The sequence below is a fragment of the Nocardia exalbida NBRC 100660 genome, from assembly GCF_000308575.1.
GTDB lineage: Bacteria > Actinomycetota > Actinomycetes > Mycobacteriales > Mycobacteriaceae > Nocardia > Nocardia exalbida.
In genome coordinates, this window is sequence record NZ_BAFZ01000097.1 from 1 (window position 1) to 26,440 (window position 26,440).

General features: G+C 65.8%; 20 protein-coding genes and 2 pseudogenes. 10 read left to right on the forward strand and 12 right to left on the reverse strand.

The features are described from left to right. Together ON29_RS23020 and ON29_RS23025 are read left to right on the forward strand one after the other, a co-directional pair. Nucleotides 1-309 (forward strand): annotated as a pseudogene (locus ON29_RS23020) (hypothetical protein); the annotation flags it as partial. 175 nt (nucleotides 310-484) lie between these two features. Next, nucleotides 485-4,222, forward strand: coding sequence for a multifunctional oxoglutarate decarboxylase/oxoglutarate dehydrogenase thiamine pyrophosphate-binding subunit/dihydrolipoyllysine-residue succinyltransferase subunit (locus tag ON29_RS23025; protein WP_040869412.1), 3,738 nt, complete (start codon nucleotides 485-487; stop codon nucleotides 4,220-4,222). A gap of 65 nt (nucleotides 4,223-4,287) precedes the next feature. Here ON29_RS23025 and ON29_RS23030 read toward each other — a convergent pair whose 3' ends face one another. The 3 genes from ON29_RS23030 to ON29_RS23040 all read right to left on the reverse strand — a co-directional run bounded on the left by ON29_RS23030 (nucleotide 4,288) and on the right by ON29_RS23040 (nucleotide 9,112). Further along, on the reverse strand, nucleotides 4,288-5,448 hold the full coding sequence (locus ON29_RS23030; RefSeq protein ID WP_157172868.1) for an ABC transporter substrate-binding protein: 1,161 nt from the start codon (nucleotides 5,446-5,448) through the stop codon (nucleotides 4,288-4,290). Nucleotides 5,449-5,558: 110 nt separating this feature from the next. Continuing rightward, the gene (locus tag ON29_RS23035) at nucleotides 5,559-6,428 is read right to left on the reverse strand and encodes an ABC transporter ATP-binding protein (protein ID WP_063825365.1); all 870 of its coding nucleotides are present in this window, start codon (nucleotides 6,426-6,428) and stop codon (nucleotides 5,559-5,561) included. Beyond that, entirely contained in the window at nucleotides 6,425-9,112 is a 2,688-nt protein-coding gene (locus ON29_RS23040) for an ABC transporter permease subunit (protein ID WP_040869436.1), read from the reverse strand. Before ON29_RS23040 ends, ON29_RS23035 begins: the two co-directional genes overlap by 4 nt. 980 nt (nucleotides 9,113-10,092) lie before the next feature. On the opposite strand from ON29_RS23040, the gene ON29_RS23045 reads away from it, so the two are divergent. Then, nucleotides 10,093-10,455 (forward strand): hypothetical protein, encoded by a 363-nt coding sequence (locus ON29_RS23045; RefSeq protein ID WP_040869415.1) that lies wholly within the window; start codon nucleotides 10,093-10,095, stop codon nucleotides 10,453-10,455. 338 nt (nucleotides 10,456-10,793) lie between these two features. Continuing rightward, on the forward strand, nucleotides 10,794-11,228 hold the full coding sequence (locus ON29_RS36070) for a hypothetical protein (RefSeq protein WP_157172869.1): 435 nt from the start codon (nucleotides 10,794-10,796) through the stop codon (nucleotides 11,226-11,228). A 400-nt stretch (nucleotides 11,229-11,628) separates the two neighbouring features. Here the strand turns inward: ON29_RS36070 and ON29_RS36075 are convergent, their stop codons facing one another. From ON29_RS36075 to ON29_RS23080, 8 genes are all read right to left on the reverse strand, one after another. Next, the gene (locus ON29_RS36075; protein WP_157172870.1) at nucleotides 11,629-11,940 is read right to left on the reverse strand and encodes a hypothetical protein; all 312 of its coding nucleotides are present in this window, start codon (nucleotides 11,938-11,940) and stop codon (nucleotides 11,629-11,631) included. Beyond that, nucleotides 11,941-13,320, reverse strand: a complete 1,380-nt coding sequence (locus ON29_RS23050; RefSeq protein WP_245549075.1) for a hypothetical protein — start codon at nucleotides 13,318-13,320, stop codon at nucleotides 11,941-11,943. It lies immediately after the preceding gene. Nucleotides 13,321-13,325: 5 nt separating this feature from the next. Beyond that, nucleotides 13,326-13,625 (reverse strand): WXG100 family type VII secretion target, encoded by a 300-nt coding sequence (locus tag ON29_RS23055; RefSeq protein ID WP_040869416.1) that lies wholly within the window; start codon nucleotides 13,623-13,625, stop codon nucleotides 13,326-13,328. Beyond that, complete coding sequence (locus tag ON29_RS23060; protein WP_245549076.1) at nucleotides 13,622-13,915, reverse strand: WXG100 family type VII secretion target; 294 nt, start codon at nucleotides 13,913-13,915, stop codon at nucleotides 13,622-13,624. The genes ON29_RS23055 and ON29_RS23060 overlap by 4 nt, the downstream gene beginning before the upstream one ends. 390 nt (nucleotides 13,916-14,305) lie before the next feature. Beyond that, on the reverse strand, nucleotides 14,306-15,211 hold the full coding sequence (locus tag ON29_RS23065; RefSeq protein ID WP_040869421.1) for an aromatic prenyltransferase: 906 nt from the start codon (nucleotides 15,209-15,211) through the stop codon (nucleotides 14,306-14,308). A gap of 317 nt (nucleotides 15,212-15,528) precedes the next feature. Next, nucleotides 15,529-15,765, reverse strand: coding sequence for a hypothetical protein (locus ON29_RS23070; RefSeq protein WP_040869423.1), 237 nt, complete (start codon nucleotides 15,763-15,765; stop codon nucleotides 15,529-15,531). Continuing rightward, nucleotides 15,738-17,750 (reverse strand): nuclease-related domain-containing protein, encoded by a 2,013-nt coding sequence (locus ON29_RS23075; protein WP_040869424.1) that lies wholly within the window; start codon nucleotides 17,748-17,750, stop codon nucleotides 15,738-15,740. The genes ON29_RS23070 and ON29_RS23075 overlap by 28 nt, the downstream gene beginning before the upstream one ends. A gap of 181 nt (nucleotides 17,751-17,931) precedes the next feature. Next, nucleotides 17,932-18,957: a hypothetical protein gene (locus tag ON29_RS23080; RefSeq protein ID WP_040869425.1), complete on the reverse strand. Its 1,026-nt coding sequence runs from the start codon at nucleotides 18,955-18,957 to the stop codon at nucleotides 17,932-17,934. A 58-nt stretch (nucleotides 18,958-19,015) separates the two neighbouring features. Here ON29_RS23080 and ON29_RS23085 point away from each other — a divergent pair, with 58 nt between their 5' ends. Continuing rightward, nucleotides 19,016-19,459, forward strand: a complete 444-nt coding sequence (locus ON29_RS23085; protein ID WP_051175501.1) for a MarR family winged helix-turn-helix transcriptional regulator — start codon at nucleotides 19,016-19,018, stop codon at nucleotides 19,457-19,459. 73 nt (nucleotides 19,460-19,532) lie between these two features. Here ON29_RS23085 and ON29_RS23090 read toward each other — a convergent pair whose 3' ends face one another. Further along, nucleotides 19,533-20,165 carry a TetR/AcrR family transcriptional regulator gene (locus ON29_RS23090; RefSeq protein WP_040869442.1) on the reverse strand — a complete coding sequence of 211 codons (633 nt, stop codon included), beginning with the start codon at nucleotides 20,163-20,165 and terminating at the stop codon, nucleotides 19,533-19,535. Nucleotides 20,166-20,235: 70 nt separating this feature from the next. Between ON29_RS23090 and ON29_RS23095 the strand changes: the two genes are divergently transcribed. The 5 genes and pseudogenes from ON29_RS23095 to ON29_RS23115 all read left to right on the forward strand — a co-directional run. Next, nucleotides 20,236-21,765, forward strand: coding sequence for a flavin-containing monooxygenase (locus tag ON29_RS23095; RefSeq protein ID WP_040869427.1), 1,530 nt, complete (start codon nucleotides 20,236-20,238; stop codon nucleotides 21,763-21,765). Next, nucleotides 21,762-22,592: an SDR family NAD(P)-dependent oxidoreductase gene (locus tag ON29_RS23100; protein ID WP_040869428.1), complete on the forward strand. Its 831-nt coding sequence runs from the start codon at nucleotides 21,762-21,764 to the stop codon at nucleotides 22,590-22,592. The genes ON29_RS23095 and ON29_RS23100 overlap by 4 nt, the downstream gene beginning before the upstream one ends. Before the next feature lie 22 nt (nucleotides 22,593-22,614). Beyond that, the gene (locus ON29_RS23105; RefSeq protein ID WP_040869429.1) at nucleotides 22,615-23,532 is read left to right on the forward strand and encodes an alpha/beta hydrolase; all 918 of its coding nucleotides are present in this window, start codon (nucleotides 22,615-22,617) and stop codon (nucleotides 23,530-23,532) included. Between the two features lie 118 nt (nucleotides 23,533-23,650). After that, nucleotides 23,651-25,444, forward strand: a complete 1,794-nt coding sequence (locus tag ON29_RS23110; protein WP_040869432.1) for an AMP-dependent synthetase/ligase — start codon at nucleotides 23,651-23,653, stop codon at nucleotides 25,442-25,444. Nucleotides 25,445-25,663: 219 nt separating this feature from the next. After that, a pseudogene (locus tag ON29_RS23115) lies at nucleotides 25,664-26,440 on the forward strand (oxidoreductase); the annotation flags it as partial.

Below are 26,440 nucleotides of genomic sequence, written 5' to 3' on the forward strand. Positions count from 1 at the left end.
CTGCTGCTCGACGAGGCCACCGCGACACTCGACCCGGACGCCGAGGCATCGGTGCTGGCAGCGAGCCGGTCGCTGAGCCGGGACCGCACCACGGTGCTCGTCGCGCACCGGCTCGGCACGGCCGCGCGCGCCGACCGGATCGCCGTCGTCGACCATGGGCGAATCGTGGAAATCGGCTCCCACGCGGAGCTGCTCGTGGCGGGCGGGCCGTATACCCGGCTGTGGGCAGCGGCGCAGGCGTCGGAGGGAATATTCTCGAGTGACGCCGGGTCATCACCAATAGGGTCGGGGGTGTCGGGTGGTCGGTGAATCCGCCGATTCGCTGCTGGGCCTATCCTCAGATAGGGCGCATCAGCGCGCAATCCGCTGATCCCCGTGCCGGGCACGTCACAAACGTCGCAGCGCGAAGAACGAAATGAGGCGAACACCTGCTGTGAGCAGCTCAACTTCCCAGTTCGGACAGAACCAGTGGCTAGTCGATGAGATGTATCAGAAGTTCAAGCAAGATCCATCTTCGGTCGACGAGAGCTGGCACGAATTCCTGGCCGACTACACGCCTGAGGTGAGTGGCGACTCCGGCAACAGCCAGTCCGCCCCCGCGCCCGCGCAGGCTGCCGCTCCCGCACCGGCTCCAGCGGCCGCCAAGCGCAACGACGCCAAGCCCGCCGGCACCAAGCCCGCCTCCCCCGCGGCTCCGAAAGCGCCCGCACCGGCCGCCGCAAAGCCCGCACCGGCCGCCGCAAAGCCGGCCGCGGTGAACGCGCGCACCCCACAGACCACCCCGGCGCCGACGTCGAACGCCGCGCCGACCTCCGGCCCGAAGCAGGCCGACACCGCCGCCGACGAGTCGAAGGTGCTGCGCGGCGCCGCCGCCGCGGTGGCGAAGAACATGGCCGCCTCGCTGACCATCCCCACCGCGACCAGCGTGCGCGCCATCCCGGCCAAACTGATGATCGACAACCGCTTGGTCATCAACAACCACCTCGCCCGCACCAGGGGCGGCAAGATCTCCTTCACCCACCTGCTCGGCTACGCCATCGTGCAGGCGGTCAAGGCCTTCCCGAACATGAACCGGCACTACGCCGAGGTCGACGGCAAGCCGAACGCGGTCACCCCCGCGCACACCAACCTCGGCCTGGCCATCGACCTGCCCGGCAAGGACGGCAGCCGATCGCTGGTCGTCGCGGCCATCAAGGGCTGCGAGGCGATGACCTTCGGGCAGTTCCACACCGCCTACGAGGACATCGTGCGCCGCGCCCGCGACGGCAAGCTCACCGCCGAGGACTTCTCCGGCGTCACCATCTCGCTGACCAACCCGGGCACCATCGGCACCGTGCACTCGGTCCCCCGCCTGATGAACGGGCAGGGCGCGATCATCGGCGCGGGCGCGATGGAGTACCCCGCCGAGTTCCAGGGCATGAGCGACGAGCGCATCGCCGATCTGGGCATCGGCAAGCTGATGACGCTCACCTCCACCTACGACCACCGCATCATCCAGGGCGCGGAGTCCGGTGACTTCCTGCGCACCATCCACCGGCTGCTGATCGCCGACGAGTTCTACGATGAGATCTTCCACGGTCTCGGCGTGCCGTACGAGCCGATCCGCTGGCGCAAGGACATCCGCGAACGCGGCGTCGACAAGAGCGCGCGCGTGCTGGAGATGATCGCGGCCTACCGCAACCGCGGCCATCTGATGGCCGACACCGATCCGCTGCGGCTGGTCAAGGAGAAGTTCCGCAGTCACCCCGACCTGGACGTCACCCAGCACGGCCTCACGCTGTGGGACTTGGACCGCACGTTCAATGTGGCGGGCTTCCACGGCCAGGACCAGATGAAGCTGCGCGACGTGCTGTCCGTCCTGCGCGACGCCTACGTCCGCCACGTCGGTGTGGAGTACACCCATATCCTCGAACCCGAGCAGTTGCAGTGGATCCAGGAGCGGGTCGAGCAGAAGCACGCGAAACCGACGGTTGCGCAACAGAAGTACATCCTGAACCGGCTGAACGCCGCGGAGGCCTTCGAGACCTTCCTGCAGACCAAGTACGTCGGGCAGAAGCGCTTCTCGCTGGAGGGCGCCGAGGCCGTCATCCCGATGATGGACGCGGTGATCGACCAGTGCGCCGAGCACAGCCTCGACGAGGTCATCATCGGCATGCCGCACCGCGGCAGGCTCAACGTGCTGGCCAACATCGTCGGCAAGCCCTACTCGAAGATCTTCACCGAGTTCGAGGGCAACATGAACCCGGCCGCCACGCACGGCTCCGGCGACGTGAAGTACCACCTCGGCGCGCAGGGCACCTACCTGCAGATGTTCGGCGACAACGAGATCGAGGTCTCGCTCACCGCGAACCCCTCGCACCTCGAGGCGGTCGACCCGGTCCTGGAGGGCCTGGTCCGCGCCAAGCAGGACCTGCTGGACAAGGGTGACGGGGCGGAGGGCTTCTCGGTCGTGCCGCTCATGCTGCACGGTGACGCCGCGTTCGCCGGTCAGGGCGTGGTCGCCGAGACGCTGAACCTGTCGGGCCTGCGCGGCTACCGGGTCGGCGGCACCATCCACATCGTGGTGAACAACCAGATCGGCTTCACCACCGCGCCGGAGAACAGCCGCTCCACCGAGTACTCCACCGACATCGCGAAGTTCATCGGCGCGCCGATCTTCCACGTCAACGGCGACGACCCGGAGGCGTGCGACTGGGTGGCGCGCCTGGCGGTCGACTTCCGGCAGAAGTTCCGCAAGGACGTCGTCATCGACATGATCTGCTACCGACGGCGCGGCCACAACGAGGGCGACGACCCGTCGATGACCCAGCCGTGGATGTACGACGTCATCGACACCAAGCGCTCGGTCCGCAAGGCCTACACCGAGAGCCTGATCGGCCGCGGCGACATCTCGCTGAAAGAGGCCGAGGACGCGCTGCGCGACTACCAGGGCCAGCTGGAGCGGGTGTTCAACGAGGTCCGCGAGCTGGAGAAATACTCGCCGGGACCGAGCGCGTCGGTCGAAGACGACCAGCCGGTGCCCGCGAGCGTGGTGACGGCTGTGGACAAGGCCGTCCTGCAGCGCATCGGCGACGCGTTCCTCAACGTGCCCGACGGCTTCAACGTGCACCCGCGCGTGAAGCCGGTGCTGGAGAAGCGCCGTGAGATGGCCTACGAGGGCAAGGTCGACTGGGCCTTCGCCGAGCTGCTCGCCTTCGGCACCCTGATCGATGAGGGGCGCGCGGTGCGCCTGACCGGTCAGGACTCCCGCCGCGGCACGTTCACCCAGCGGCACGCGGTGATCATCGACCGCAAGACCGCCGAGGAGTACACCCCGCTGCACAACATCGGCAGCGAGAACCCGGGCTGGTTCGCCGTGCACGACTCGGCGCTGAGCGAATTCGCCGCCGTCGGCTTCGAGTACGGCTACTCGCTGGGCAACCCCAACGCGCTGGTGTTGTGGGAGGCCCAGTTCGGTGACTTCGTCAACGGCGCGCAGTCGATCATCGACGAGTTCATCTCCTCCGGCGAGGCCAAGTGGGGCCAGCTCTCCGACGTCGTGCTGCTGCTGCCGCACGGCCACGAGGGTCAGGGCCCGGACCACACCTCCGGCCGAATCGAGCGCTTCCTGCAGTTGTGCGCGGAAGGCTCGATGACCGTCGCGGTGCCGTCCACCCCGGCCAACTACTTCCACCTGCTGCGCCGCCACGCACTCGACGGCATCCGCCGCCCGCTGATCGTCTTCACCCCGAAGTCGATGCTGCGCAACAAGGCCGTGGTCTCGGATCTGAAGGACTTCACCGAGAGCAAGTTCCGCTCGGTCTTCGACGAACCCGCCTACGAGCAGGGCATCGGCGACCGCAGCAAGGTCAAGCGCGTCCTGCTGACCAGCGGCAAGCTCTACTACGAGCTGGCCGCCGAAAAGGCCAAGCAGAAGCGCGAAGACGTGGCGATCGTGCGCATCGAGCAGCTCTACCCGCTGCCCGTCCGCCGCCTGAACGAGGCCTTGGAGGGCTACCCCAACGCCACCGATCTGGCATGGGTCCAGGAGGAACCGGCCAACCAGGGCGCCTGGCCCTTCTTCGGCCTCAACCTCCCCGAAACCCTCCCCGCCCGCTTCGCCAACACCAAGCTGCGCCGCATCTCCCGCCGCGCGATGTCGGCCCCGTCCTCGGGGTCGAGCAAGGTGCACGCGGTGGAACAGGCGGAGATCATCGCGGAGTCGTTCGAACCGACCAGCTAGTTCCCTGACCACGAAACCGGGCCGAATCGCCTTCGTACACGAAGCGATTCGGCCCGGTTCGCGTTTCAGGACGGCGCGAGCGCTTTCATCAGAGCAGCAGCAGTAGCCTCGTCGATGCAGGTCGGCTTACCACCGTTGTCGGAGTGGAATGCACCGCCTTTGGTGTTTCCGGTGAAGTAGCACATCGGAAAGGCCGGTTTGCCTTCCGGGAAGGTCAGCGGCGGAGCGAGGCCGCCGAGGGTCTCGTCGCGCAGTGCGCGCAGCCCTTTGATCACATCCGCGCTCGTCGAAGACGGCGAGAGGCCGGCAGCTTCGGCCGCTGCCAGGAAGAGCTGCCCGCCTGCCCACGGCCACAGCAGCGGTGAGCTGAAGTCCGTGCTGTCCCGCAGGCCGGGAATGTACTCGGCGAGAGCGTCATTGAAATCCTTGATGGCCGGAATGGATTCGTCGGTGTACAGCGCATTGGAGCCTGCGAAAATGCTGCCCTCGAAGTTCGGGTCCGTGGCCCACGCCTTCTGCAGGCTCACGCCGGTAGGAGCCTGAATCGGTTTGTAACCTTGCTGGGCACAGGATGCCGCGATACGCGAAATCGCCTCGACCGAAACGCCGGGGAAGACGGCGTCGACACCTTTTTCCTTGAATGCCAGGCAGGGCGCGATGTAGTTCGGCGCCGCAATCGCGACTTTCTCCGAAGCGAATCCCAGACCGGACTGTTCGGCCATCGGCTTCACCATCTGCGGCAGCTGCTCGCAGACCGGGATCTCGGCGCAATAGTAGACGCCGAGTTTCTTCGCGCCCGCCTTCTTGGCCTGGGCGACTTCGCCCAGCATCAGCACCGGCAGCGTAGTTCCGGAGGTGAAGAAGTTCGGATCGGTGATGAACGGGGCATCGACCGGCTGTCCGCCGATGACCGGAATGCCCTTACTGTCGACGTAGCTCTGCCAACTCGAACTGACCAGGCTGGTTTGGCCGACGATGGCGACCACCTTGTCCTCTTCGACCAGTCTTTTCGCCACCGCCAGCGCCGTCGTCGGATTCTGCTGGTCGTCGTAGGTGATGAGCTCGACCGGGTGCCCATTGATTCCGCCACGATCGTTGACCCATGACGCCCACGCCTGCAGCACGTCGCTGCTGCGCCCCACCGATCCGGCGGCAGGGCCGCTGCAGCTGCAAATAGATCCGATGACGATCGGATCGCCTTTGAGGCCGCCGTCGGACACCTTCACCGGACCCACGGTTTTGGACCCGTTACTCGTCGAGTCGGCCGAACACGATGTGAGCGCGAGCGCTGCCGCCAGTATCGGCGCCACGCACCACAGAAACCTTCTCTTCCTCATTACTGCACTCCTGGATACCGAGTATTCGCTACGCCCATGGGCCCGGCCGCGGTTCCGGATGGGTGTCCCGCCGGCGATGCCGGCAAGTCTGTGTGTCCCCCGTCGACGCCGAGGTAGTTCCGCAGCACGACATCTCGGCCGATCCTCGTGGCGGGTCCGGCGAACGCGACGGTGCCGCGGCTGAGCAACACCACGTGATCGGCCATCGCGAGCGCGTGATCGACGTACTGCTCGACCAGCACAATCGCCGCGCCCGTGGTACGCAATTCGCCGAGGGCCGCGAAGATCTCGTCCACGACCAGCGGAGCCAGGCCCATCGAGACCTCGTCGAGCAGGACAACCGCCGGATCGGCCAGCCAGGCGCGCCCCAGTGCCAGCATCTGTTGCTGCCCGCCGGACAGCGAACCTGCCCGCTGATCCAGCTTCGCTCGCAGCGGGGGGAAGACATCGAGCACGTCATCGGTGCTGACTCGGCGCCACGGCGGTGTCAGCAGGCGTAGGTTCTCCCGGACCGTCAAGTCCGCGAACACACCTCGTCCCTCCGGGATCAGGCACAAACCCGCACGGGCGCGGCGTGCCGGGCGAGCGTGGGTCAGATCTGCTCCGCCGATCGACACGGTTCCCGATCGCGCTCGCAGAAGCCCGGAGGCCACCCTGAGCAGCGTCGACTTTCCGGCGCCGTTCGGTCCGAGCAACGCCACGACCGAGCGAGGTGAAACGGCTAGGTCGACGTCGTGCAGCACCGTCGTCGTGCCGTAGCCCGCGGTGATCGAGCGCAATTCGAGTGCGAACTCGGTGCCGGTCGTGCTGCGTCCCCTTGCGCACGACCCAGGGCCCTGAGCTTCGGCCCCCTTGCTCCGGCCGGTCATGCTACGGGTTCCTTCAGCCGGTTCTCGTCCGTGATCGGTACGCCGAGATAGGCGTGCTGCACCACCTCCGAAGCCCGGACCCGCGCGGGCGAGCCCCGGAATATCAGGCGGCCGAAGTCGAGTACGAAGATCTCCTCGCAGATCTCGAGCACCAGCGACATGTCGTGCTCTACCAGGACGATTCCGACGCCGCGTTCGGCGACGACATGCCGGAGAATCTGCCCGAAGCGCGCGGTCTCCGCGCGATCCAGACCCGCGCTCGGCTCGTCGAGCAACAGGATCCGGTACGGCCCGGCAAGACATCGCGCGAGTTCGACCAGTCTTCGCTGCCCGGTGGACAGCGCGCCGACGCGAGAATCCTTGATGGATTCGATTCCGCACAACGCCATAGCGGAAGCCGCGGCGGCGCGCACCCTCCCGGCATGTCCGTGGGCCGCGAACAGTTGGGCGAGCGGATTCGCTCCGGCGAGTGGCCCTTCGGCTCCCATCGCGACGTTTTCGGCCACGGTAAGGGAATCGAACAGCTCCGTCCGCTGAAAAGTTCGCCCGATGCCGAGCCGCGCCCGGCGGGACGTCGAGACGCGGCTGATCACCCGGTCCTGCAGTCGCACCTCGCCGGCGTTGGCCTGGACGAGACCGGTGCAGGCATCGAACGTCGTCGTCTTGCCCGCACCGTTCGGGCCGATGAGTCCGGTGATCCGCCCGGTACGCGCCTCGAACGAGACGCCGTCGACGGCCACCACGCCGCCGAAACGGACTGAAAGATCCCGCACCTCCAGCAGCGCTGAGGGCTGCCTCGTGGGTGGCTCCACCGCGACAACCGCCGGCGACCGCTTGCGGCGAAACGCGCTGTCCAGCCGGGACCGGATCGATCCGGGAACCTTCAGGCGGCTCGCGGTGGCGGCACGGAGCACCACCAGGATGCCGAACAGGACCTGGAGCCACAGCGACATACCTGCGACGGGGACGTAGGACGGCACCAGGATGAGCGCGACCGCGGCCAGCAGCGAATACCACGGCTCCCGGCCCACCATGATGACAATGACGGCGAAATAGGTGACCGACAGTAGCGACTGGTAGTTGGTCGCCGAGGCAGTGGTCTGGGCCATTCCTGCGAGTGCGCCGCCCAACGCCGCGAGGAACGCCGACACGCAGAAGACGAGAACGCGAGTGACCTCGATGGAGACACCGTTGGTCCGCAGCGCGGTCGGCGATTCGGCCAGACCCCGGAGCAATCGTCCGAGCCTGCTCTTGTCCAACGCCACCACTATCAGCGTGCCGACCGTGGCCAGTACCAGCACGAGCCGGTAGAAGGACGGGTCGGAGTCCAGTCCGAATACGCTGGGGCGCGGCATCGGCAGGCCGAGACCGCTGGTGCCGAACATATAGGGCCGGCTGTAGAACATCATCTGGAGCACGACGCCGAATCCGAAGGTCGCCAGCGCCAGATACAGGCCGCTGAGCCGAATGGCCGGAATCGACAACACCGCACCGATCGGCACGACCACCAGACCACAGGCGAGGAGAGCGAGCGGCCACGGCCACCGCCAATCGACCGCGAAGTGCGAGAACGCGCAGGCGCCGATCGCGGTGAAAGCCACGTGACACAGCGAGACTTGACCGGACGTGCGAACCAACAGGCCGAGCGAGAGAAAGACGAGCGTCATCGCCAGCGCCACAGTCCAATCCGTCAGGTGAATGCCCGCGAACGACGGAACCAGCGCCAGCACGACCACCACCACGACCCCACCAACGGATTGCAGCGCCGGCGGAGCAGTCCAGCCGGAACGGATACGCCGGGTCACCCGATCCCGGTCCAGCAGGAAGCGACGCGGCATGACGAGCAGCACGAGGAACAACGCCAGGAACGGCAATGCGGCGGGAACTCCCGCGGCCAACCCGGTGGTGAAGTAGCGGGTAGCCAGGGCGGCGAACACCCCGATGAGCAGTCCACCGCCGAAGCTCCATGGCAGGCTCGTGAACCGGCCGATGGCCGCCGCTCCGAACGCCTGGACGACCAGCAACGTCAGCTGCATAGGATCGAGCGGAATCAACGGCGCGAACAGCACCCCGGACAGCGACGCCAGACCGGTGCCGATACACCAGGCCCATCGCCGAGTGCGCACCGGGCTGGTCCCAGCCAGATCCAGCAACGGCGCGTTACCGACGACCGCGCGCATCGCGACACCACGCCGGGTCAACCGCAGCGCGGCCGAGAGCGCGCCGGTCGCCAGTACCGCGACCCCGAACGTGGTGACATCCGACCACTGCACCTGCACACCGAAGGCGGCGAATCCACCCTGCGGCAGGAAGGCCGGAACGATGCGCGTCGTCGTCTGCCCGTAATACAGAGTCACGCCCGCCTGGACCAACAGCAGAATGCCGATGGTCGCGGCGATCCGCAGTTCCACTGTCGCCTGGTCGACAACGCGGGCCAGCAATTCCAGCGCCAAGCCCATGGCCGGACCCAGACAGAGAACACAGATGGCCGCGGCGAGCTGCCACGCAAACCCATTGATGACATGCAAGGTGTAGAACCCGTAAGCCGACACCGTAGCCATGGCACCGTGGGCGAAATTGAACACTCCCGACGTCTTGTAGGTGAGCACCAGACCCACCGCGGCTAGCCCATAAACCGAGCCGGATACGATTCCCGCGATCACGAACGGCAAGAGATCTGCCACGATGTACTCCACTTTTCGCTGGTCACCGACACTGCCAGACCGTGGGGAGGCGTCGGCGCAGTCTTGCCCGACCGGGTCGGCTGCTGATCGAGCGACCACCCCCGCACGAAAAGGGTGTCAGCGCTCTCTGGTATAAATGGCTCTATCGATGAGCAACTGGACGATCGACTTGTTCATGCCGTCTCCGGGGTTCGATGAACAGATCCACGCACTGGGTTGAACGCGTGCCAGTCAGTGTTGATCGTTGCCCCACGCCACGCCAGGCAATCCCCTAGCTTCTGCCTCGCAACCGAATTCGACGGCCCCAAAACGTAAGCCGGGAGGCGAGGTCGACGGGTCCAGCCGCCGAATTCAGCTGTCTGCCGCGCCCGATTGCGTGCGGTATCTTCCGCCGCGCCATGCCGGCCCCTCGGGTCCAGCGAGGTCCACACGGTGGAAAGGCGGAGATCATCGCCGAAGCGTTCCAGCGGACTGAGTCATCCCTGACTCGAGCGCTCTCTCCTGCATTCGGCCCGGTTCACGTTTCCTGAGACCGGCTCCACACGGGGAAGTCGGCGGTGGACACCCTTGAGACCCCCCGGGATCCTTCAGCGTATGAGCGACGGGGGAACCCGGGACCGGGTCCGAGCTTGTCGGCGGCGCCCCAGTCCGCACTGGGTCCCGCTGCCAGGGATGTGAATTCGCTGCTCACCGGTTCCTGGACCGGCGATCCGGCAGCCGAATTCGGCCAACAACCGCATCGCGGTCGCACGCCGCGACGAAGAACGCGGTGGAAAGCGGTCAGTTGGTTGTCGTCGGACCCGACGGTCAACTGAAGTACAGCAACCAGGTGCCATTCGGCGACACGGGGATTACCGACAAAGAGCCCCCGGCGCGAGATGGTCACGACCCGGAGGTGACGCGCGGTGAGCCCAAGAACGGAACCTACTACTAAGGGAAAGTGGCTTCGTAGGGTGCTGTGGGGCGTTCTTCTCGTCGCTGTGCCGGTGTTGGCGATGGCCGGACTTTTGGCACACGTCGGCGGCGGCCCGTTCGAACCACACCTGAGTGAGGACAAGACGCTGTCAGCACGATTGAACGACCTGTGGCGGAAGGGCGGATCCGCGCCACTGCGCGACCTTGCCGGCGGAAGCTGGGACCGCGTCTACGTCTACCAGCAGGAATACCTTGGGCGAGAGCAGGTGGAACGCGAAGTCGGCGCACCGGTGGAGATGGAGGACACCTTCTCGAAGCAGGGAGCCTCTGTGCTGGTCATCGTGAAAGGGAACAGCGTCCAGCGGTCGGCATGGGTCGAAGTGCCACTGGTTTCGGGGATCTACACCGCCGACGTCGAGGGCAATTGATCGAGCGACTCTCGAATCGATCAAGTCGCGGGTCAACCCCGGCGCCGATCCAGCAGCGTTGCACCGAACAAATCAACTTCTCGAACAGAAGCAGGAACAACTCGACTCACTCGAAGATCAAATCGCTGAGCTACGTGAAAAAGCCGATTATTGGCAGCTCGAATACGGTGTGGAATTCGAAGAACGTCAGCGCCTCTCTGACGAGTCGCGCTGGCTGCGCAAGGAACTGAGAGCAGTTCAGGCATTCGATATAGCAAAAACTCTCACCCCTACATCAGAGATTACCGCCTATCCTGACTCATTTATCGATCTGGTAGATATGATCAGGAAGATGGAAAGTGAAGGTTTTCACCGGCGATCCGAAGTTATGCCTCGAACTGGAGCCATACGACCAACTCGGCGCATCCGCACGAGTGGGATGGAAAGCCGTATTGGCACTACGTGACTATATTCGTGCCAGAAACGACGGAGTATGGTCGGGTAGCGTTCACGACTATCTCTCTCGGACTCCTGACGGATATCAGACTGTTTCGCTCAAAAAGCATGCCGCCGGGGAATCGGCGACAACTATGCAGCAGTGGGGCCACCTGCGGCGCTTCCGTGTACCGAATCATGCATCCCCGAGCGGATGGATTGAAATGCAAGCCCATTTCCGACTCGCCCAGATAGGGATGGTCAGTCCGAGGATGTACTACCTGGACCACTGGCCGAAAGATGGGAAAATCTACATCGGATACATCGGTCGTCACCTGAAGAACACCAAGACGAATTGACCAACACAGCCGCACTTCGCGTCGTGTGGATCACGGTGCGATGAATCGCAACCAACTTGACGGTGCTTGTCATGCATCTCCAGCGGTCGCAATACCGGCCCGCCGGTATTCATCGCCTCGAACTGGCCGTACCCGCTGATCCTGTCGAAATCCGGGCGGAGACCTGCGATCACCGGTATGAATCGAACCGGGTTCGGTGAACTGTAGTGGGAGGGAATACATGATCATGTCCGATGACGCGCCGCAGGCGGGAACTGGCCGACGACGGCGCCGACTACGTTTATATTTCGTCCGCGAGGGGTGACCAAACCGGCCACTATGCCAGGCACCCGTATGCGTAAATTGCCGCGGCGCGCTGCGCGCAGAACCGACTACAGCAGTGGCGTACACGTGCACGAATTCAGTCTCCACTGAACCATAGATACCCGTTCCTACGGATAGCGGTTTCGGCAGCATCGCGCAATACGGCGAGCATCTCCGCTTCTTTGTCGTTGTTCGACGACAGATTTGCTAGCTCGTCCAGGAGCATGGTCAGCTGGGTTGTGTTGAACATTGTGTCCGCGTGCGCGTGAAGACCCCGAAGTAGCGAACCAGCCGGAGCATTCTCTCGATACCTGGCCAGCGTATCTTCCGCGTCACCATATACCAGTTCGATCCGCTCGTGGATTCGATTTTGCATAATTATGTCGATTCCCAATTCAACTCCTGGCATCTACGGGATCGGATACATGGTGATAATGCCGCCGAATCGGTCGGTAATGATCTTGTATCGGCTGGTGGCGTGGCCGCCCAACTGCTCCGACACGCTGCCGATAACTTTACCGGCGTCGACCTCGCGTTCGAAATTGCCGTCGTGGTTGGGTCCGCGCGCCGGTGAGTTTTCGGCGGCCTCGGCCAGCTCGTCGAGCTCCTCGCCGGTAATCGTGTCAGGCCAGGTGCCCTTCGACGGATTGTAGTTGGGAGCGCCTTTGACATGCTTCCCAAGGATGTACTTCTCAACTTCATCAGTCATGCCCGGGGCCGGATTGCCCGGAGCCAGCGGCAAGTTCTCGAATTTGTCCTCATCATCGATGTAAGCCTTCATGGCGATGATGGCAGCAAGTTTGAGCGCGATATCGGTGAGGCTGGGGACTTTGTCGAACGCAGTGACGGTGAAGGCTGCGGCACCCGCCACCGCGGAGGCAGTGCCGATTATTTTGATGAGTTTGCTGGCATCGTAGGTGCTTTTGAGCACTCTGGCGGTGTTGCCCGCGATCGCTACGACGCCGACACCGGCGGCGACGTCGCTGAGTGCGGCGGTGATCCAGGACGCGGCGACGCCGATGACGACAGTGGTTCCGGCTGCTATCAAAGCGTTGGTGACCGCGTCCCGGAATTTGTCGCGGGTTTCGGAGGTGGCGGTGCTGTATTCCGCGACAGGTGTGGCGAGGTTGAGGGACGCGGAGGCAAGCTGGGTGGCGCCGCCGCTAAGGGTGGTGAGGTGACCGAGGATGGAGTCGAGGCCTTTTTTGTCCTGGATGTCGCTGAAAAGGTTGCTGATCTCGGTTATCCGGGATGCGGCATCGGTGATGGTCCTATGTTCGGCGAATGTCTTCCAGGTCGATGCGGCCTTGGCGAGCTTGTCCTTGTTGCCGTTGGGCAGCTTGCTTCCGAACTCTTCCTGGACCTTCCCGACCAGAGCGTCGTAGAAGCCGGGGACACTGCCCTTTCCCTCGGTGACACCGTCACCGTTGTTGCCGACCGAAGTCGGGATGGTCACCTTGTACTCCGACATCGCCGTCACGGTGGGCCGGTCGGGCATCGGGTCGGAGTTGTTGGACAGTGCCCAGTTGTACCCGGCGGCGTAGAGCATGTTGCCGAAGTTGGTCAGGGCGTCGGCCAGGTTCGTGCAGGTCTGCATCGTTTCCCGGGCGACGCGGTCGTAGGTGCTCCCCCATTGTTCGCAGCCCGCGGTGTTCCCGGCCATGCCCGCGCATTCACCCTTGACCGCGTCGTGGACCGGTTTGTCGGCGGCACGGAGGTCGGTTGCCAGGGCGTGGCATTTCTTGCCTGCGTCGTAGTAGGTCTGCCAGTCGATAACCAGTACACCCATGTGTCCTATCCCTGGGAGAACATCTTGTAGTTCGTGTCGTGGGCGGTGGTGTAGCGCGCATGGGCCGCCTTCGCTGCGTCGCTGACGTCCTTCACACCTTCGACGAATTCCCTTGCCCCGGCGATCCATTGCGTGTGGGCATCGGCATACGCCTGGGCCGCAACCCCTTCCCACTCAGTACCGGCCAGGGTCGCGACCCGGTTATCGATCTCATCGAGATGCTCGCCGATGAATCCGGCCAGACCCGACAGACGGACCACGATCTCATCGAGATGGTCCAGGTCGACCGAAAACCGAGAGTTCATGGCAGATCCAAACTCGAAGTGCTCAGAGACGCAGCGTTGCTTTCATCGCGTGCTTGATAGCTTTCCGCGGTGACGCCGAGCTTTTCCGCCATACCAGTCAGGGCGGTCATGATTCTGGCGCCGCCATCGCGGACCTCGGTCCAGCCCTCGGAGAATTCGTTGGCCGCGTCCCCGGTCCAGCCGCCATCGGTCAGCGAAGCGACGTCCGTCGCGGTGGAGTCCAACGCCGCGTGCAGCGCCTCCGCCAACTCGTAGACGTACTTGCCGACCTCGCGCACCTTCTCGGGCACCACCGCGAGGTTCCGGCCAGAGGCTGGTGTCCCCCCATCACTCATGACGCGAATCCTAACCGATACGCGCTTGGGTACCGGTAGAGCGAGGTAGGAGATCTTGGTCGGTTGTGGCGCTCAACTCCGCCTTCCTCGACAGCGTCGAAGCGCAGAGCGACCTGGCACCAGGCCGCTGCCAGGCGAACCGGTTCAGCCCACGCTCTGGGCACGCCCCCGGCAACTATCAACAGCTGACGCGGCGGCCACCATTGATATCGCCATCGCACTCGCTGGCTCGAGCAGCGCGAGTAGTCGCTACTCGGGATATGGAGCCAATCCGCTTGCGACGCGGACAAGGTGACGCTCCACGGACAAGTCATGCGAAGACGACGGAACGCCCTATCGACAGTCCTATGAATCGGACGTCTTCATCCTGTCCAATATCCTGGGCTGCCATTGGTAGAACCAACTGAACTTATAGGACTCCCCGCCGGGCGACGAGGTGGCGGCGTAGGTGAATCGACGGTCGGTCGTGCTGATCGGAACTTCGTCGACGAGTTGCTCGAAGCGCGGTTCGATCGGAACCGGTAGCGTTCTCGGATCCGGTGTTATCACCGGAAAACAGAGGCGCTCGATCCGGGGCGATTCCCAGCTGATGGTGGCGTAGATATCGAATGCTTTCTCGGTGAGTGCGAGAAAGTCATCGCTCGGATCCGGGAGTCCGGCATCCCGGTGCAGCGACACGATGGCGCGGGGTTCGAAGTACTCGGCCGACAGGCCGGGGAAGTACACGTTCATCGTCTTGTCGTGGTAGTCGATGCCGAGCAAGCCGACTTTGTCCTCCAGGCCGTGACGTGCGAACATGCGGGCATGGTCGGCGAGACTGGGCGGCATGGACGGTAGTTCGGCGAGCTCCGATACCTTCTGCATGCCATCGGCAGGAAAGAACGGCCAGATTTTCTTGAAGCCGCCGACTACACCGATATCGATCCCGTAGCTGTGGATGGGGCACCGTTCCCGGACCTGGTCCAGCAGAGCGCCGACCGGATGATCGGTCTCGGAGATGAGTTCGTTGGAAAGGGCGATGTCGTAAGGGTCGATGTCGCTCGGCAGCGTCAAGAAGCGGTAGTCGAGGTCTCCCGAGCGGCGGGCGTCGGTGACCACTCGGAGGGAGATCACGGAACGCGCGAGCATCGCGCCGTACGCGGTCAGAGTGGGCCGGACAGCTTCTCGAGTGCAGGGCACGTTCCATAGCCGCGCGGATTCCTCGATGGCCGCGTAGAGATCATCCAGCTCGGATTCGGTAGTGGTGAACACGCGTCCTTCCAGAGATCGGTGCTACGAGCAACATCACGGTTCCGCCAATTCCATTCAACCAGAATGCAACTCAGAGCCGGGGTGCCATGTGTGGGAAGCAGGCACCGCATCCCTCCAGGGTCACGCGGTTGACGGACGGAGGTGGCGGGTGAGGGCATGACCCAGATGCGGGCCGAGGGACCGGTGTGGTCGATGCCGAGCTCGGTGGCGAGGTGATGGCGTGTGGCGTTTTCCAGCAGTGTGGCGCAGGTATCGGTGGTAGCGCGGATTCGGTGATGAGCGGTCGCGGCGATGACGACGGCGAGAGGTGCGGCGGGCTACCACCAGACGGTCAAAGCAAGGTAGAGAACGGACCAGGCCGCGAGCGGCGCGACTTCGGGCACCAAGCGGACCGCCCGCCGCAGCAGGTCCGCCGCCCGGCCCGGCTGCGCCGTCGCGGCGAGCTCGGCGGCGCGAGTGTCATGGTGACAGCAGGTCTCGTTGTCGATCCGACGAGTCGAAACCGACCGCATGCCCGCCTGCGTGGTCAGCACTTCGGCGTGCGCGGAGTGCACAAAGGCAGCAGGTTCATGCGGGCCGGAGTTTCCGTGACCGGCGGCGGTGGGGGAACCGCCTCGGTGGTGAGCACAGGAGCTTGGGTCGGTTGCACGGCGCCGCCCGTGGGCGTCGAGCAGGAGGCCGCCAGGATCCAGATCATGCCGATGACGAGCAGGATCAGTGCTACCGCGGCGATCTGTTGTGAGCGGTGGCTGCGTGGCTTCGATTTCTCGGAGGTGCGGCCGGGGATGCGCGCTGACAGCGCGGTTATCTGGTCGCGAACCGTGATCCGTGGCCGCTCGAGCACAGCGGTCGGCGCGGGGCGGCGCAGTGGCTGCGGTTCGGGGGTGGGTGTGGACCATGCTGTGGGCCGGCTCGGCTGAGGTGCCTGCGGCGGGCGCGGGCGCGGCGGCCGGTCGGGATCGGGCTCGATCCACGACGACCAACTGTCCGTGAATGACGACGGTGCGGGGGCTGTCTGTGCAGCCGGATCGACATCCTCTTCGGCGGGCGGGGGTTCCGGTTCAGTTCGTTCCGGCGCGGGGGACTCAGCTGCGGCGGGGCGTATCGACGCCACGTGTCCGGCGGCGAAGCGTTCCGTCGCATAGGAATACGGCTCGGCGACTTCTTCCCGTGCGGGCCTCGCCGCTTCTGCCCCTGTGGGCCTCGCCGCGAGTCGGCCTTCGAAGCGCGGCTGCTCCGGTTGGTTATCTTCTGGCACGCCAGGTGCGAACGGCCGCGCGTCCGCGAGAGAGAAGGCCGACTGGCCCTCTTCGTCGCGAGCGTACGAATGAGCTGTCGTATCCAACGGCTCGGGCATCGATGGCGGCTCCGGCGCGAGGAATTCCGGCGCGAACGGATCTTCCTCGGTAGGTTGCATCTGCACCGCCGCGGCGACGGGCGCCTGCGGGGGATGTGACTCGGACGCCTGTACGTCCTGGCTGCTGTCCGGAACAGCCGTGTGCTCGAGCGGCTGCCGAGCCGTCGACGACCTGTCACCCTGCGGTGCGCTTTCGGTATCGGACCGCCTCCCGTGCTCGGACTCCGAACCCTCGGGCTCTCCGATACCGGGTTCACGGGCGTCGGTCTGCTCGGGCGTAGACAGCGATGCAGTCGACTGATCTGCTTCCGAGAGCTGATGGTCACCATCGTCTGTGACGTCACGGCCCTCGACGACTCGCGTCGATGCGGTGAGCCGCGCTGCATCCGGATCGGCGTCCGGCGGCTCGGGCACGGTATCCACCGGTGGTGCGTCCGAACCCGCCGACTCGTCGGCGTCGGACCCATCCGTAGCCGTCCTCTCCTCGAGTTCAGGAGCCTTCCGCGTGACACTCTCCAGCGCCGCCAGCGTCCCGGCCCGCAACTTCTGCTCCGGCGGGAAACCGTCCGCTGCCAAGTCGTCGACGGTGACCTGATCGCCCAGGTTCAAGTCGGTGAGCAGGGCGTGCGTGCGTTCGGCGGTCCAGATCAGCTTGCGGCTCGCGGTGCGGTGGAACCACGCGCGCAGGTCGGCCTGCCCGGCCCCGAGCACCACCGCGCAACCGCGCCTGCGTGACTCGATGTTCAGCGTGAGGTTCGAATCCTTGGGCGGCACTACGACGATCAGTCCGTCGACGAAGGCGTCGGCATTGTGCTTGCGCACCAGCGCCTTCAAGTTGAAGACGTTGTTGGTCACCTGGTCGAACGGGCTGCTGTCGTGGTCGCGCACGTGGACCGGGTCGCCCGCGTAGCCGGACAGCCGCCAGCGGCCGTTGGCCTGCACCGACAGGACACCGCTCGTCGCCTCCGGGACGGTGCCCTTGACCTCGACGACGACCGCGGCTCTGGGAGTGATCACCACCAGATCGGCTTCTTGCGTTTCGTCCTTGCGCTCGCGGTCGGGTAGGTAACACCCCGAGATCGCGAGTCCCACAATGACGTACTGGCCGGTCCAACTCCGCATCCAGTCGAGCACGCGCTGTTCGGATCGCGGCGCCGTCGTTCGTTCATTGATGACCAACATCGGCGGCCTCCATCGCCGTCCCACACCATCGACCACCCAACGGTATGCGCCGGGTTTTCCGACACAAAATCGAAAGGCACTGGAACAGCACGGTATTGGCAGCACAAAGGCATGCGGAGTGCGGCGTGTGGGCAGCACCACACTCGTGGACCGTCCGCCGATCAACTCGGGCGGCGCACGTTCAGACCCCGACCGCCTCTTCGATCTCTTCCTCGGCCGCGCGTTCCGTGACGGGCACCGCCTCCGTGCGGGCCTGCGTGCGGCGCCTGCGCTCGTAGCCGCCCGCCACCAGGACCAGTCCCGCGCCGGCCGCCAGCCACAGCACCAAGCTCAACACCCGGTTACCGAACCCCGCCCCGCCGTCGAAGTACAGCAGGGTGCGCGCGCCCTCGACGAAACCCGCCCCGTTCCAGAAGGAATGCAGCGCACCGAAGAAATCGTTCTGCAGCCACGGTCCGTACACGCCGCCCGATGTCGTGAAGTTGAGCATCACGAACAGCACCATCATCGTCAGCGTGGTCCAGCGCCGTAAGAAGGTGTGCAACCCGATGCCCACCGCGAGAATCCCTGCTGAATAGAGCCACGACATCGCCCAGACGGCGGCGTAGTCGTGGTCGACCACATGGAATACCGGCCCGGCGACACCGAGGCCGATAACGCTCACCGCCAATGATGTGACCAGGCCCAGCAGTGCGCGCAGGCCCATGCTCAGTCCCGCCCCGGCCGCGCCGATCGCCGCGACGCTGCCGTAGGAGCCGATGCTCAATGCCACCAGCAGGAAGAACAGGCCCTGCGCGGTCGGATCGCCGGTACCCGGCGGAGCGATATCGGTGACCTCGACCGGCGCCCCTTGCTGGGCGGCGATGCGGCCGAAGACAGCCTCGGCCGCCATCGCGGTGGTGTCGGAACCGGCCTTCGCGACCAGGGCTTCGTGCGATTCCGGCACATAGGCACCGGCCAGCGTCCGCTCGCGCAACTGTCCTACCGCCTCGTCACGGCCGGGCAGGGTGACAACCTCGAGTGCGTCTCCAGCGCGGTCTTTCAGTGTCTGCGCCAGCACCTTGACCTGCGGCGTATCACCCACGATGGCCACCTTCAGGTGATTGGGCTCGGGCTGGTGGAACGCGCCCAGATACGCCAGTGCCATGCCGAGACACATCAGCAGCGGGGTGAGCAGATGCGCGGCGACATGTCGAAGTTGTTGCATGCGAGGACTCTCTCCAAAAGGTTGGTAAATACAACTATCCTAGTTGTACTATACAACCATGCGGCATACTCCAGCATCTCCCACTCGCTCCACCGCGATCCGAACGATCCAGCGCGAACTCACCGCATTCGCCCGTCGGGCCCGCGGCCGGGCCGCCGAGCTGCATCCGGAACTGCCGCTGGTGGCGTCGAGCATTCTGGACCTGGTCATCGAGCGTGACGGCTGCCTGGCCACAGAACTGGCCGGACACTTCCTGCTGGACAAATCCACGGTGAGCCGACAGGTGGCGGCGCTGGAACGGCTCGGTTATCTCACCCGCGAGGTCGATCCGGCCAACCGCCGCAACCACATCCTGCGCGCCACTCCCGCCGGGCAGCGGATCGCACGGGAGGCCGAACAGCGCCGCCGGGAGGCGTTCGCCGAACGGTTCCGCGACTGGGACGACGAGGACCTCGCCGAACTCGCCGGATACCTGGTCCGCTACAACGCGGCGGACGACTGATCGTCACACCACCGGCGCGGCAGCGGCCGTAGGCCGAATGGGCCGAGATCCGGCAGACGCGAGCAAGACCTCCTCACCCTCGCAGCGCCGAAGCCAGAGCCGGATCCACCGAGAACGCTATGGCGATCAACGATTCGACCAGCAGGTCGACGAGCTGTTCGCGGGAGATGGGTTCGGAGCGCAGCCAGGTGAGCGTGGATTCCTCGACGAACGCGATCCACCCGCGCATGGCGAGCATGAGCCGCGGATGGTCGGACTCGGCGACCGGAACCGGCGTCTCGGCGAGGATGATGCCGATGATGGCGTCACGGGTCTGATCGACCAGCGGGGCCAGCTCCGGGCTGACGCTGGTCGGCCCACGCAACAGCGCGAGGTAGGACGTGCGGTTCTCGGTGACGTACTCGATGTAGCGCTCGATCGAGTCGCGCAGCATCTCGAACAGACCGAGCGAGCGGTCCGGGATTACGCGCTCGATCAGTTCGGCGTTGGCGTGTCGCACGATCGCCAACTGGAAATCCTGCTTGGTCGGGAAGTAGTGGAACAGCAGACCTCGGGAGATGCCGGCCTGGGCGGCGATCTCGCTGACGGAGATGTCGTCGATGGAGCGCTCGCCGAGCATCTTGGCGCCCAGGGTGATCAGCTGCTCGCGGCGCTCGTCGGGGCTGAGCCGCGTGCGCTTGGGGGCGTCCGACTGAGTTCTGGTCACCGGCACATCCTACTGAACGGGAGTCAATACGCTGTTGACTCGTGCTCAATAGCACCGTAGGCTGCGTTACATGAGTCGCAAGGTTACAGACAAAGCTGTCGCCGACCGATCCACGCGCCACGCCAGGACGATCATCATCGGCAGCGGGTTCGCGGGTCTGGGTCTGGCCATCCGGCTGACCCAGCAGGGTCGCAACGACTTCCTCGTGCTCGAACGCGGCAGCGATGTCGGCGGCACCTGGCGCGACAACACCTACCCCGGCGCGGCCTGCGACGTTCCTTCGCACCTGTACTCGTACTCGTTCGCGCTGAATCCGGACTGGTCGCGGTCGTTCTCCAAGCAGGGTGAGATCCAGCAGTACATCCAGGACGTGTCGAAGCGCTACGACGTGCGCGACAAGCACGTCTTCGACTGCGATGTGACCAGCGCCCGCTGGAACACCGAGACCGCGCTGTGGGAGATCGAGTCGAGCAAGGGCAGCTTCACCGCCGACACGGTGGTCTCGGCGGTCGGCGCCCTGTGCGAGCCCGCGCTGCCGGACATCAAAGGCATCAACGACTTCGAAGGCGAGATCTTCCACTCCGCCCGCTGGAATCACGACGCCGATCTCACCGGTAAGCGGGTCGCCATCATCGGCACCGGCGCCTCGGCCATCCAGATCGTGCCCGCCATCGCCCCGAAGGTCGGCCACCTGGACGTCTACCAGCGCACCGCGCCCTGGCTGCTGCCGCGCCTTGACCGCCCGTACACGAAGGCCGAGCGACTCGCCTTCAAGCACGTGCCGGGCCTGCAGCGACTATCCCGCGCGGCCATCTACGCCGCGCGCGAGACCCAGGTGGTCGGCCTGGCCAAGGTTCCGGCCCTGATGCAGCTGTTCGAGGCGATCGCGAAGGCGAAACTGCGCTACGAGATTCGTGATCCGCAGTTGCGCGCCAAGGTCACGCCGAACTTCCGGATCGGCTGCAAGCGCATGCTGATCTCCAACGACTACTACCCCGCGCTGGCGCGCCCCAACGTCGACGTGGTCACCGACGGCATCGCCGAGGTGCGCGCGAACTCGATCGTCACCGAGGACGGCACCGAGCGCGAGATCGACGCGCTGATCGTGGCCACCGGCTTCCACGTCACCGACTCGCCGACCTACGAGACGATCTTCGGCCGCGACGGGCGCACGCTGTCGGAGGTGTTCGACGAGATCGGCCAGCAGGGCTACAAGGGCTCCACGATCGCCAACTTCCCCAATATGTTCTTCCTGCTCGGCCCGAACGTCGGCCTCGGGCACACCTCGATGGTGTACATGATCGAATCGCAGATCAACTACGTCGCCGACGCGCTGGCTACCATCGACCGCCTCGACCTGCGTACCGTGGAAGTGCGCCGCGACGTGCAGGATGCCTACAACAAGGACTTGCAGGCGAAGCTGGCAGGCAGTGTCTGGCTGACCGGCGGGTGCTCGAGCTGGTACCTGGACAAGCACGGCAACAACACCACGTTGTGGCCGGACTTCACCTTCGAATTCCGTCGCCTGACCAGGACATTCGACGTGTCGGCGTACGACATCTCCATTTCCCGAACCGATGTGAAAGCAGTGGCATCGTGAGCAATGACGCTTACTTCAAGGACAAGGTTTGTGTGATCACCGGAGCGGGCTCCGGGATCGGCCGGGCGCTGGCGGAGAACCTGGCCCGGCGCGGCGCGAAACTGGCGCTGTCGGATATCGACGTCGACGGCCTCGCCGAGACCACGCGCCGCTGCGAGCAGCTCGGCGCGCAGGTCAAGTCCGACCGGCTGAACGTGGTCGAACGCGAAGCGGTGATCCTCTACGCCGACGCGGTGAAAGCGCACTTCGGCACCGTGCACCAGGTCTACAACAACGCGGGCATCGCCCACCACGGCGAGGTCATCCGCTCGGAGTACAAGGACTTCGAGCGCGTGATGGACGTCGACTTCTGGGGCGTCGTCAACGGCACCAAGGCGTTCCTGCCGATGGTGATCGAGTCCGGCGACGGCCACATCGTCAACGTGTCCAGCCTCTTCGGCCTCATCGCGATCCCCGGCCAGAGCGCCTACAACGCGGCGAAGTTCGCGGTGCGCGGTTTCACCGAGTCGCTGCGCCAGGAGATGCTGGTGGCCCGGCACCCGGTCAAGGTCACCTGCGTGCACCCCGGCGGCATCAAGACCGCGGTCGCGCGCAACGCCACCTACGCCGAGGGCATCGACAGCAAGTCGGCCGCCTCGATGTTCGACAAGAAGCTGGCCATCCACACCCCCGAGATGGCGGCGCAGACCATCACCGAGGGCGTGCGCAAGGGCCACGGCCGCGTGCTGATCGGCTGGGAGGCCAAGCTGCTGGATCTGTTCGTGCGGGTGACCGCGTCGGGCTACCAGCGGATCGCGGCCAACGTCGAGCGCCGCTTCCTGCCCTGAGCCGGAATCCGAGGAACGACGAATGCGCGACATCGATCTTCCGCTGCCCCTGGCGCGGGCGGTACTGAATCCGATCTTCCGGGTGACACTGAACAAGCGGTTGCCGTTCACGATGCAGCGCAGGCTGCTCGACGTGAGTTCACGGGCGCAGTTGTTGCCCGCGGGCGCCGTCGTGCAGCCGCTGCGCCTCGGCGGCAGGCCCGCCGAGCGGATCGGCTTCGCGGACACCTCCGAGCACGGCGCGGTTCTCTATCTGCACGGAGGCGGATACGCGGTCGGCTCGCCCGCGACACACCGCTCGCTGGCGGCCCGGCTGGCGCGGGACACCGGGTGCGCGGTCTACGTGCTGGACTACCGGCTGGCGCCGGAGCACCCCTTCCCCGCCGCACTGGAGGACGCCGAAGCGGCGTTCCTGGAACTCGTGGCGAGTTCGGGCCTGCGGCCGGATCAGATCGCCGTCTCCGGGGATTCCGCGGGCGGCGGACTGTCGCTCGCGCTCGCGCAGCGCCTGATCGCCCGGCACGGGCAGACCCCGGCCGCGCTCGGTTTGATCGCCCCCTGGGCCGACCCCAACGAGATCCCGGAGCGGGAACGCGATCTGGTGATCAACAAGCCCTGGTCACGAGCCTGCGCGGCCGCCTACCTGGGCGACGGCGACGGGACCGACCCGGCCTACGCCCCGCTGACCGGTGAACTGCGCGGCCTGCCGCCCACCTACGTGCAGGTGGACGTCAGCGAACTGCTGCACCGCCAGTGCGTCGCGCTGGTCGCCGCCCTGCGCGAGGCGGGCGTACACGTCCGCTTCACCGAGAGCAAGGGCTTGTGGCACGTCGCTCAGCTGCAGGCCGCGCTGGCCGGGCCCGCGGCAGCCGCGCTGCGCGAACTCGCGGAGTTCCTGCGCGAAGCCATTCAACCGGCGGACCTGCGCGAACTAGGATGAAACCCGAGCGGGTCCCCAGCCTGCAGTGATGTACGGAGGCGATTCCGGTGGTCGACCTCACGGCCCTCGCGCAGGTGTCGTAGATTACTGGCGAGTAAACCCACGTGGAAGGGCACTGATGCGAGAGTTCGAAGTCCCGGCTTCCTACACCATTCCGGATGACGCGAACAATTCCGAGAACGTCTTCCGCCACGCCGAGCAGTCACCGAATGCGGTGCTGTTCAACCTGCCGGACGGCAGTGGCGGCTGGCGGGATCTCACCGCCGCGGAGTTCGCGAAAACCGTCACCGGGGTGGCGAAAGGCCTGATCGCTTCGGGGATCGAACTCGGCGATCGCGTCGCCATCATGGCCCCCACTCGCTACGAGTGGGCCGTCCTCGATTTCGCCATCTGGGCCGCGGGCGGCTGCACCGTCGCGATCTACGACAGTTCCGCCGCCGAGCAGGCCAAGTGGATCCTGCAGGACTCGGCCACCAAGCTGCTGATCCTGGACAGCGACAAGCACCGCAAGGTGATCGACGAGATCGACTCCGGGTCGCTGCCGGACCTGCGGGAGACCCTGCAGATCGACAAGGGCGCGCTGGACGAGCTGACCACCCGCGGCGCCGAGCTGGACGACCAGGCCGTGCACGAGCGTCGCGCCCAGGTCGGCGCGCAGTCGCCCGCCACCCTGATCTACACCTCGGGTACCACGGGCCGCCCCAAGGGCGTCATGCTGACCCACGCGAACCTGTACGCGGAGTCCAAGTCCGACCGGATCGCGCTGCGCAAGTACGTCACCGAGGGCAAGAAGACCCTCATGTTCCTGCCGCTGGCGCACGTCTTCGCCCGCGCCGTCGCGCTGGCCGCGTTCGACGCGAAGGTGATCGTCGCGCACACCGCCGACTGGTCCACCCTGGTCGAGCAGTTCGGCAGCTACCAGCCGGACTTCATCCTCTCGGTGCCGCGGGTGTTCGAGAAGGTGTTCAACAGCGCCAAGCAGAAGGCGCACGACGGCGGCAAGGGCAAGATCTTCGACGCCGCCGCCGATACCGCGATCGCGTGGAGCGAGGCGCTCGACAACGGCGGACCGGGCATCGCGCTGAAGCTGAAGCACGCGCTGTTCGACAAGCTGGTCTACAGCAAGCTGCGCGCCGCCCTCGGCGGTCGGTGCGAGGCGGCCGTCTCCGGCGGCGGTCCGCTCGGCGCGCGGCTGGGTCACTTCTTCCGCGGCGTCGGCGTGACCATCTACGAGGGCTACGGTCTCACCGAGACCACCGCGGCCATCGCGGTGAACACCCCGGAGCACATCCGGGTCGGCTCGGTCGGTCGCCCGATCGAGGGCCATGCCGCGAAGATCGCCGAGGACGGGGAACTGCTGGTGCGCGGCTCGGTCGTGTTCAGCGGCTACTGGGGCAACGCGGAGGCCACCGAGGACGCCTTCGAGGACGGCTGGTTCAAGACCGGCGACCTCGGTGCCATCGACGGCGACGGCTTCATCACCATCACCGGCCGCAAGAAGGAGATCATCGTCACCGCCGGTGGCAAGAACGTCTCCCCCGCGCTGCTGGAGGACTCGCTGCGGGCGCACCCGCTGATCAGCCAGGTGATGGTGGTCGGCGACGGCCAGCCGTTCATCGGCGCGCTGATCACGCTGGACCCGGAGTCGCTGCCCGGCTGGAAGGAACGCAACAACCTGCCCGCCGACACCCCGATCGAGAAGCTGATCGAGAACCCGGATCTGATCGCCGAGGTGGACGCGGCGGTAGCCGAGACCAACAAGAAGGTCTCGCACGCCGAGCAGATCAAGAAGATCCGTCTGCTGACCAACGACTGGACCCAGGAGACCGGCGAGCTCACCCCGAAGATGTCGCTCAAGCGCGCGGTCGTGATGAAGCAGCACGCCGACGACGTGGCGAGCATCTACAACTGAGCTGATCGCCGAGAGGCGCTGTCCGCTGTTCGCGGACAGCGCCTTTCGCGTGTCCCGGCTCGTTCACGACGAACAGGTCCCGGCCAGGAGCACACGCCGTAAGCGCGACCGAATGCACCGCGAGCGAGGTCGGCCGAAGTTCGTAGGCGATCGAGCGGCGACGACGGTGGCCGATCGGGTCGGCGGTTGCGGCGGCCCACCCGCAGTAGTCTCGATGCCATGGCCGATCTACGACTGCGCGTGCCGGCCGGGATGGTCTCGGCGGGCCTGACGCTGGGTGTGGCCGAACTCCTCGCGGCTGTTCTCGATCCCGGCAGCGCGCCACTGCACGTCCTCGGATCGGCCGTGGTCGACCACACGCCCGAGGGGTTGCGGGAATGGGCCATCACCACCTTCGGCACCAACGACAAGGCCGCGCTGTACCTGATCATGGGCGTGATCACCGCGCTGGTCGCCGGACTGGCCGGTGCGATCGAACGGACCGGCCGAGCCGCCGGTTCGTGGTTGTTCGTGGTGTTCGGGGTGGTCACGGCATGGGTGGCAGTGACGCGTACCGGTCTGTCCGCCGCGTTGCCGACGGTCGTCGGCGTTGCCGCGGGTATCTACGCGCTGCGCGCGCTGACCCGTCGCATCGATGCGGCCGTCGAAAAGTCCTCTGCCGACAGCCGAATCGGCGCGACGCCGCCGACCGGCGATTCCGAGGTGCCGACCGAGACCGATGGGTCGGCGTCCACCCCTGGCGGCGGAAATCGGGGGAGCTCCGGACCTGTGTCCGATGTCGACGAGACGTCCGACGCCGCAGCGGGCACCGGTTCGCCTCGGGATGTGCCGGGAACTCCGGCGAGCACGAAAGCTCTTGACGCACAACAGCACGAAGCGAATCCGGCTGTAGTGACAAACGCGACCGCACCGGCAGCGGGGGCATCGAGCGCCACCGGGTCGTCGTCGCCGGTGGCCGACACCAACCGGTCCCGCGCCGCGGAGCGCAGGCAAGTC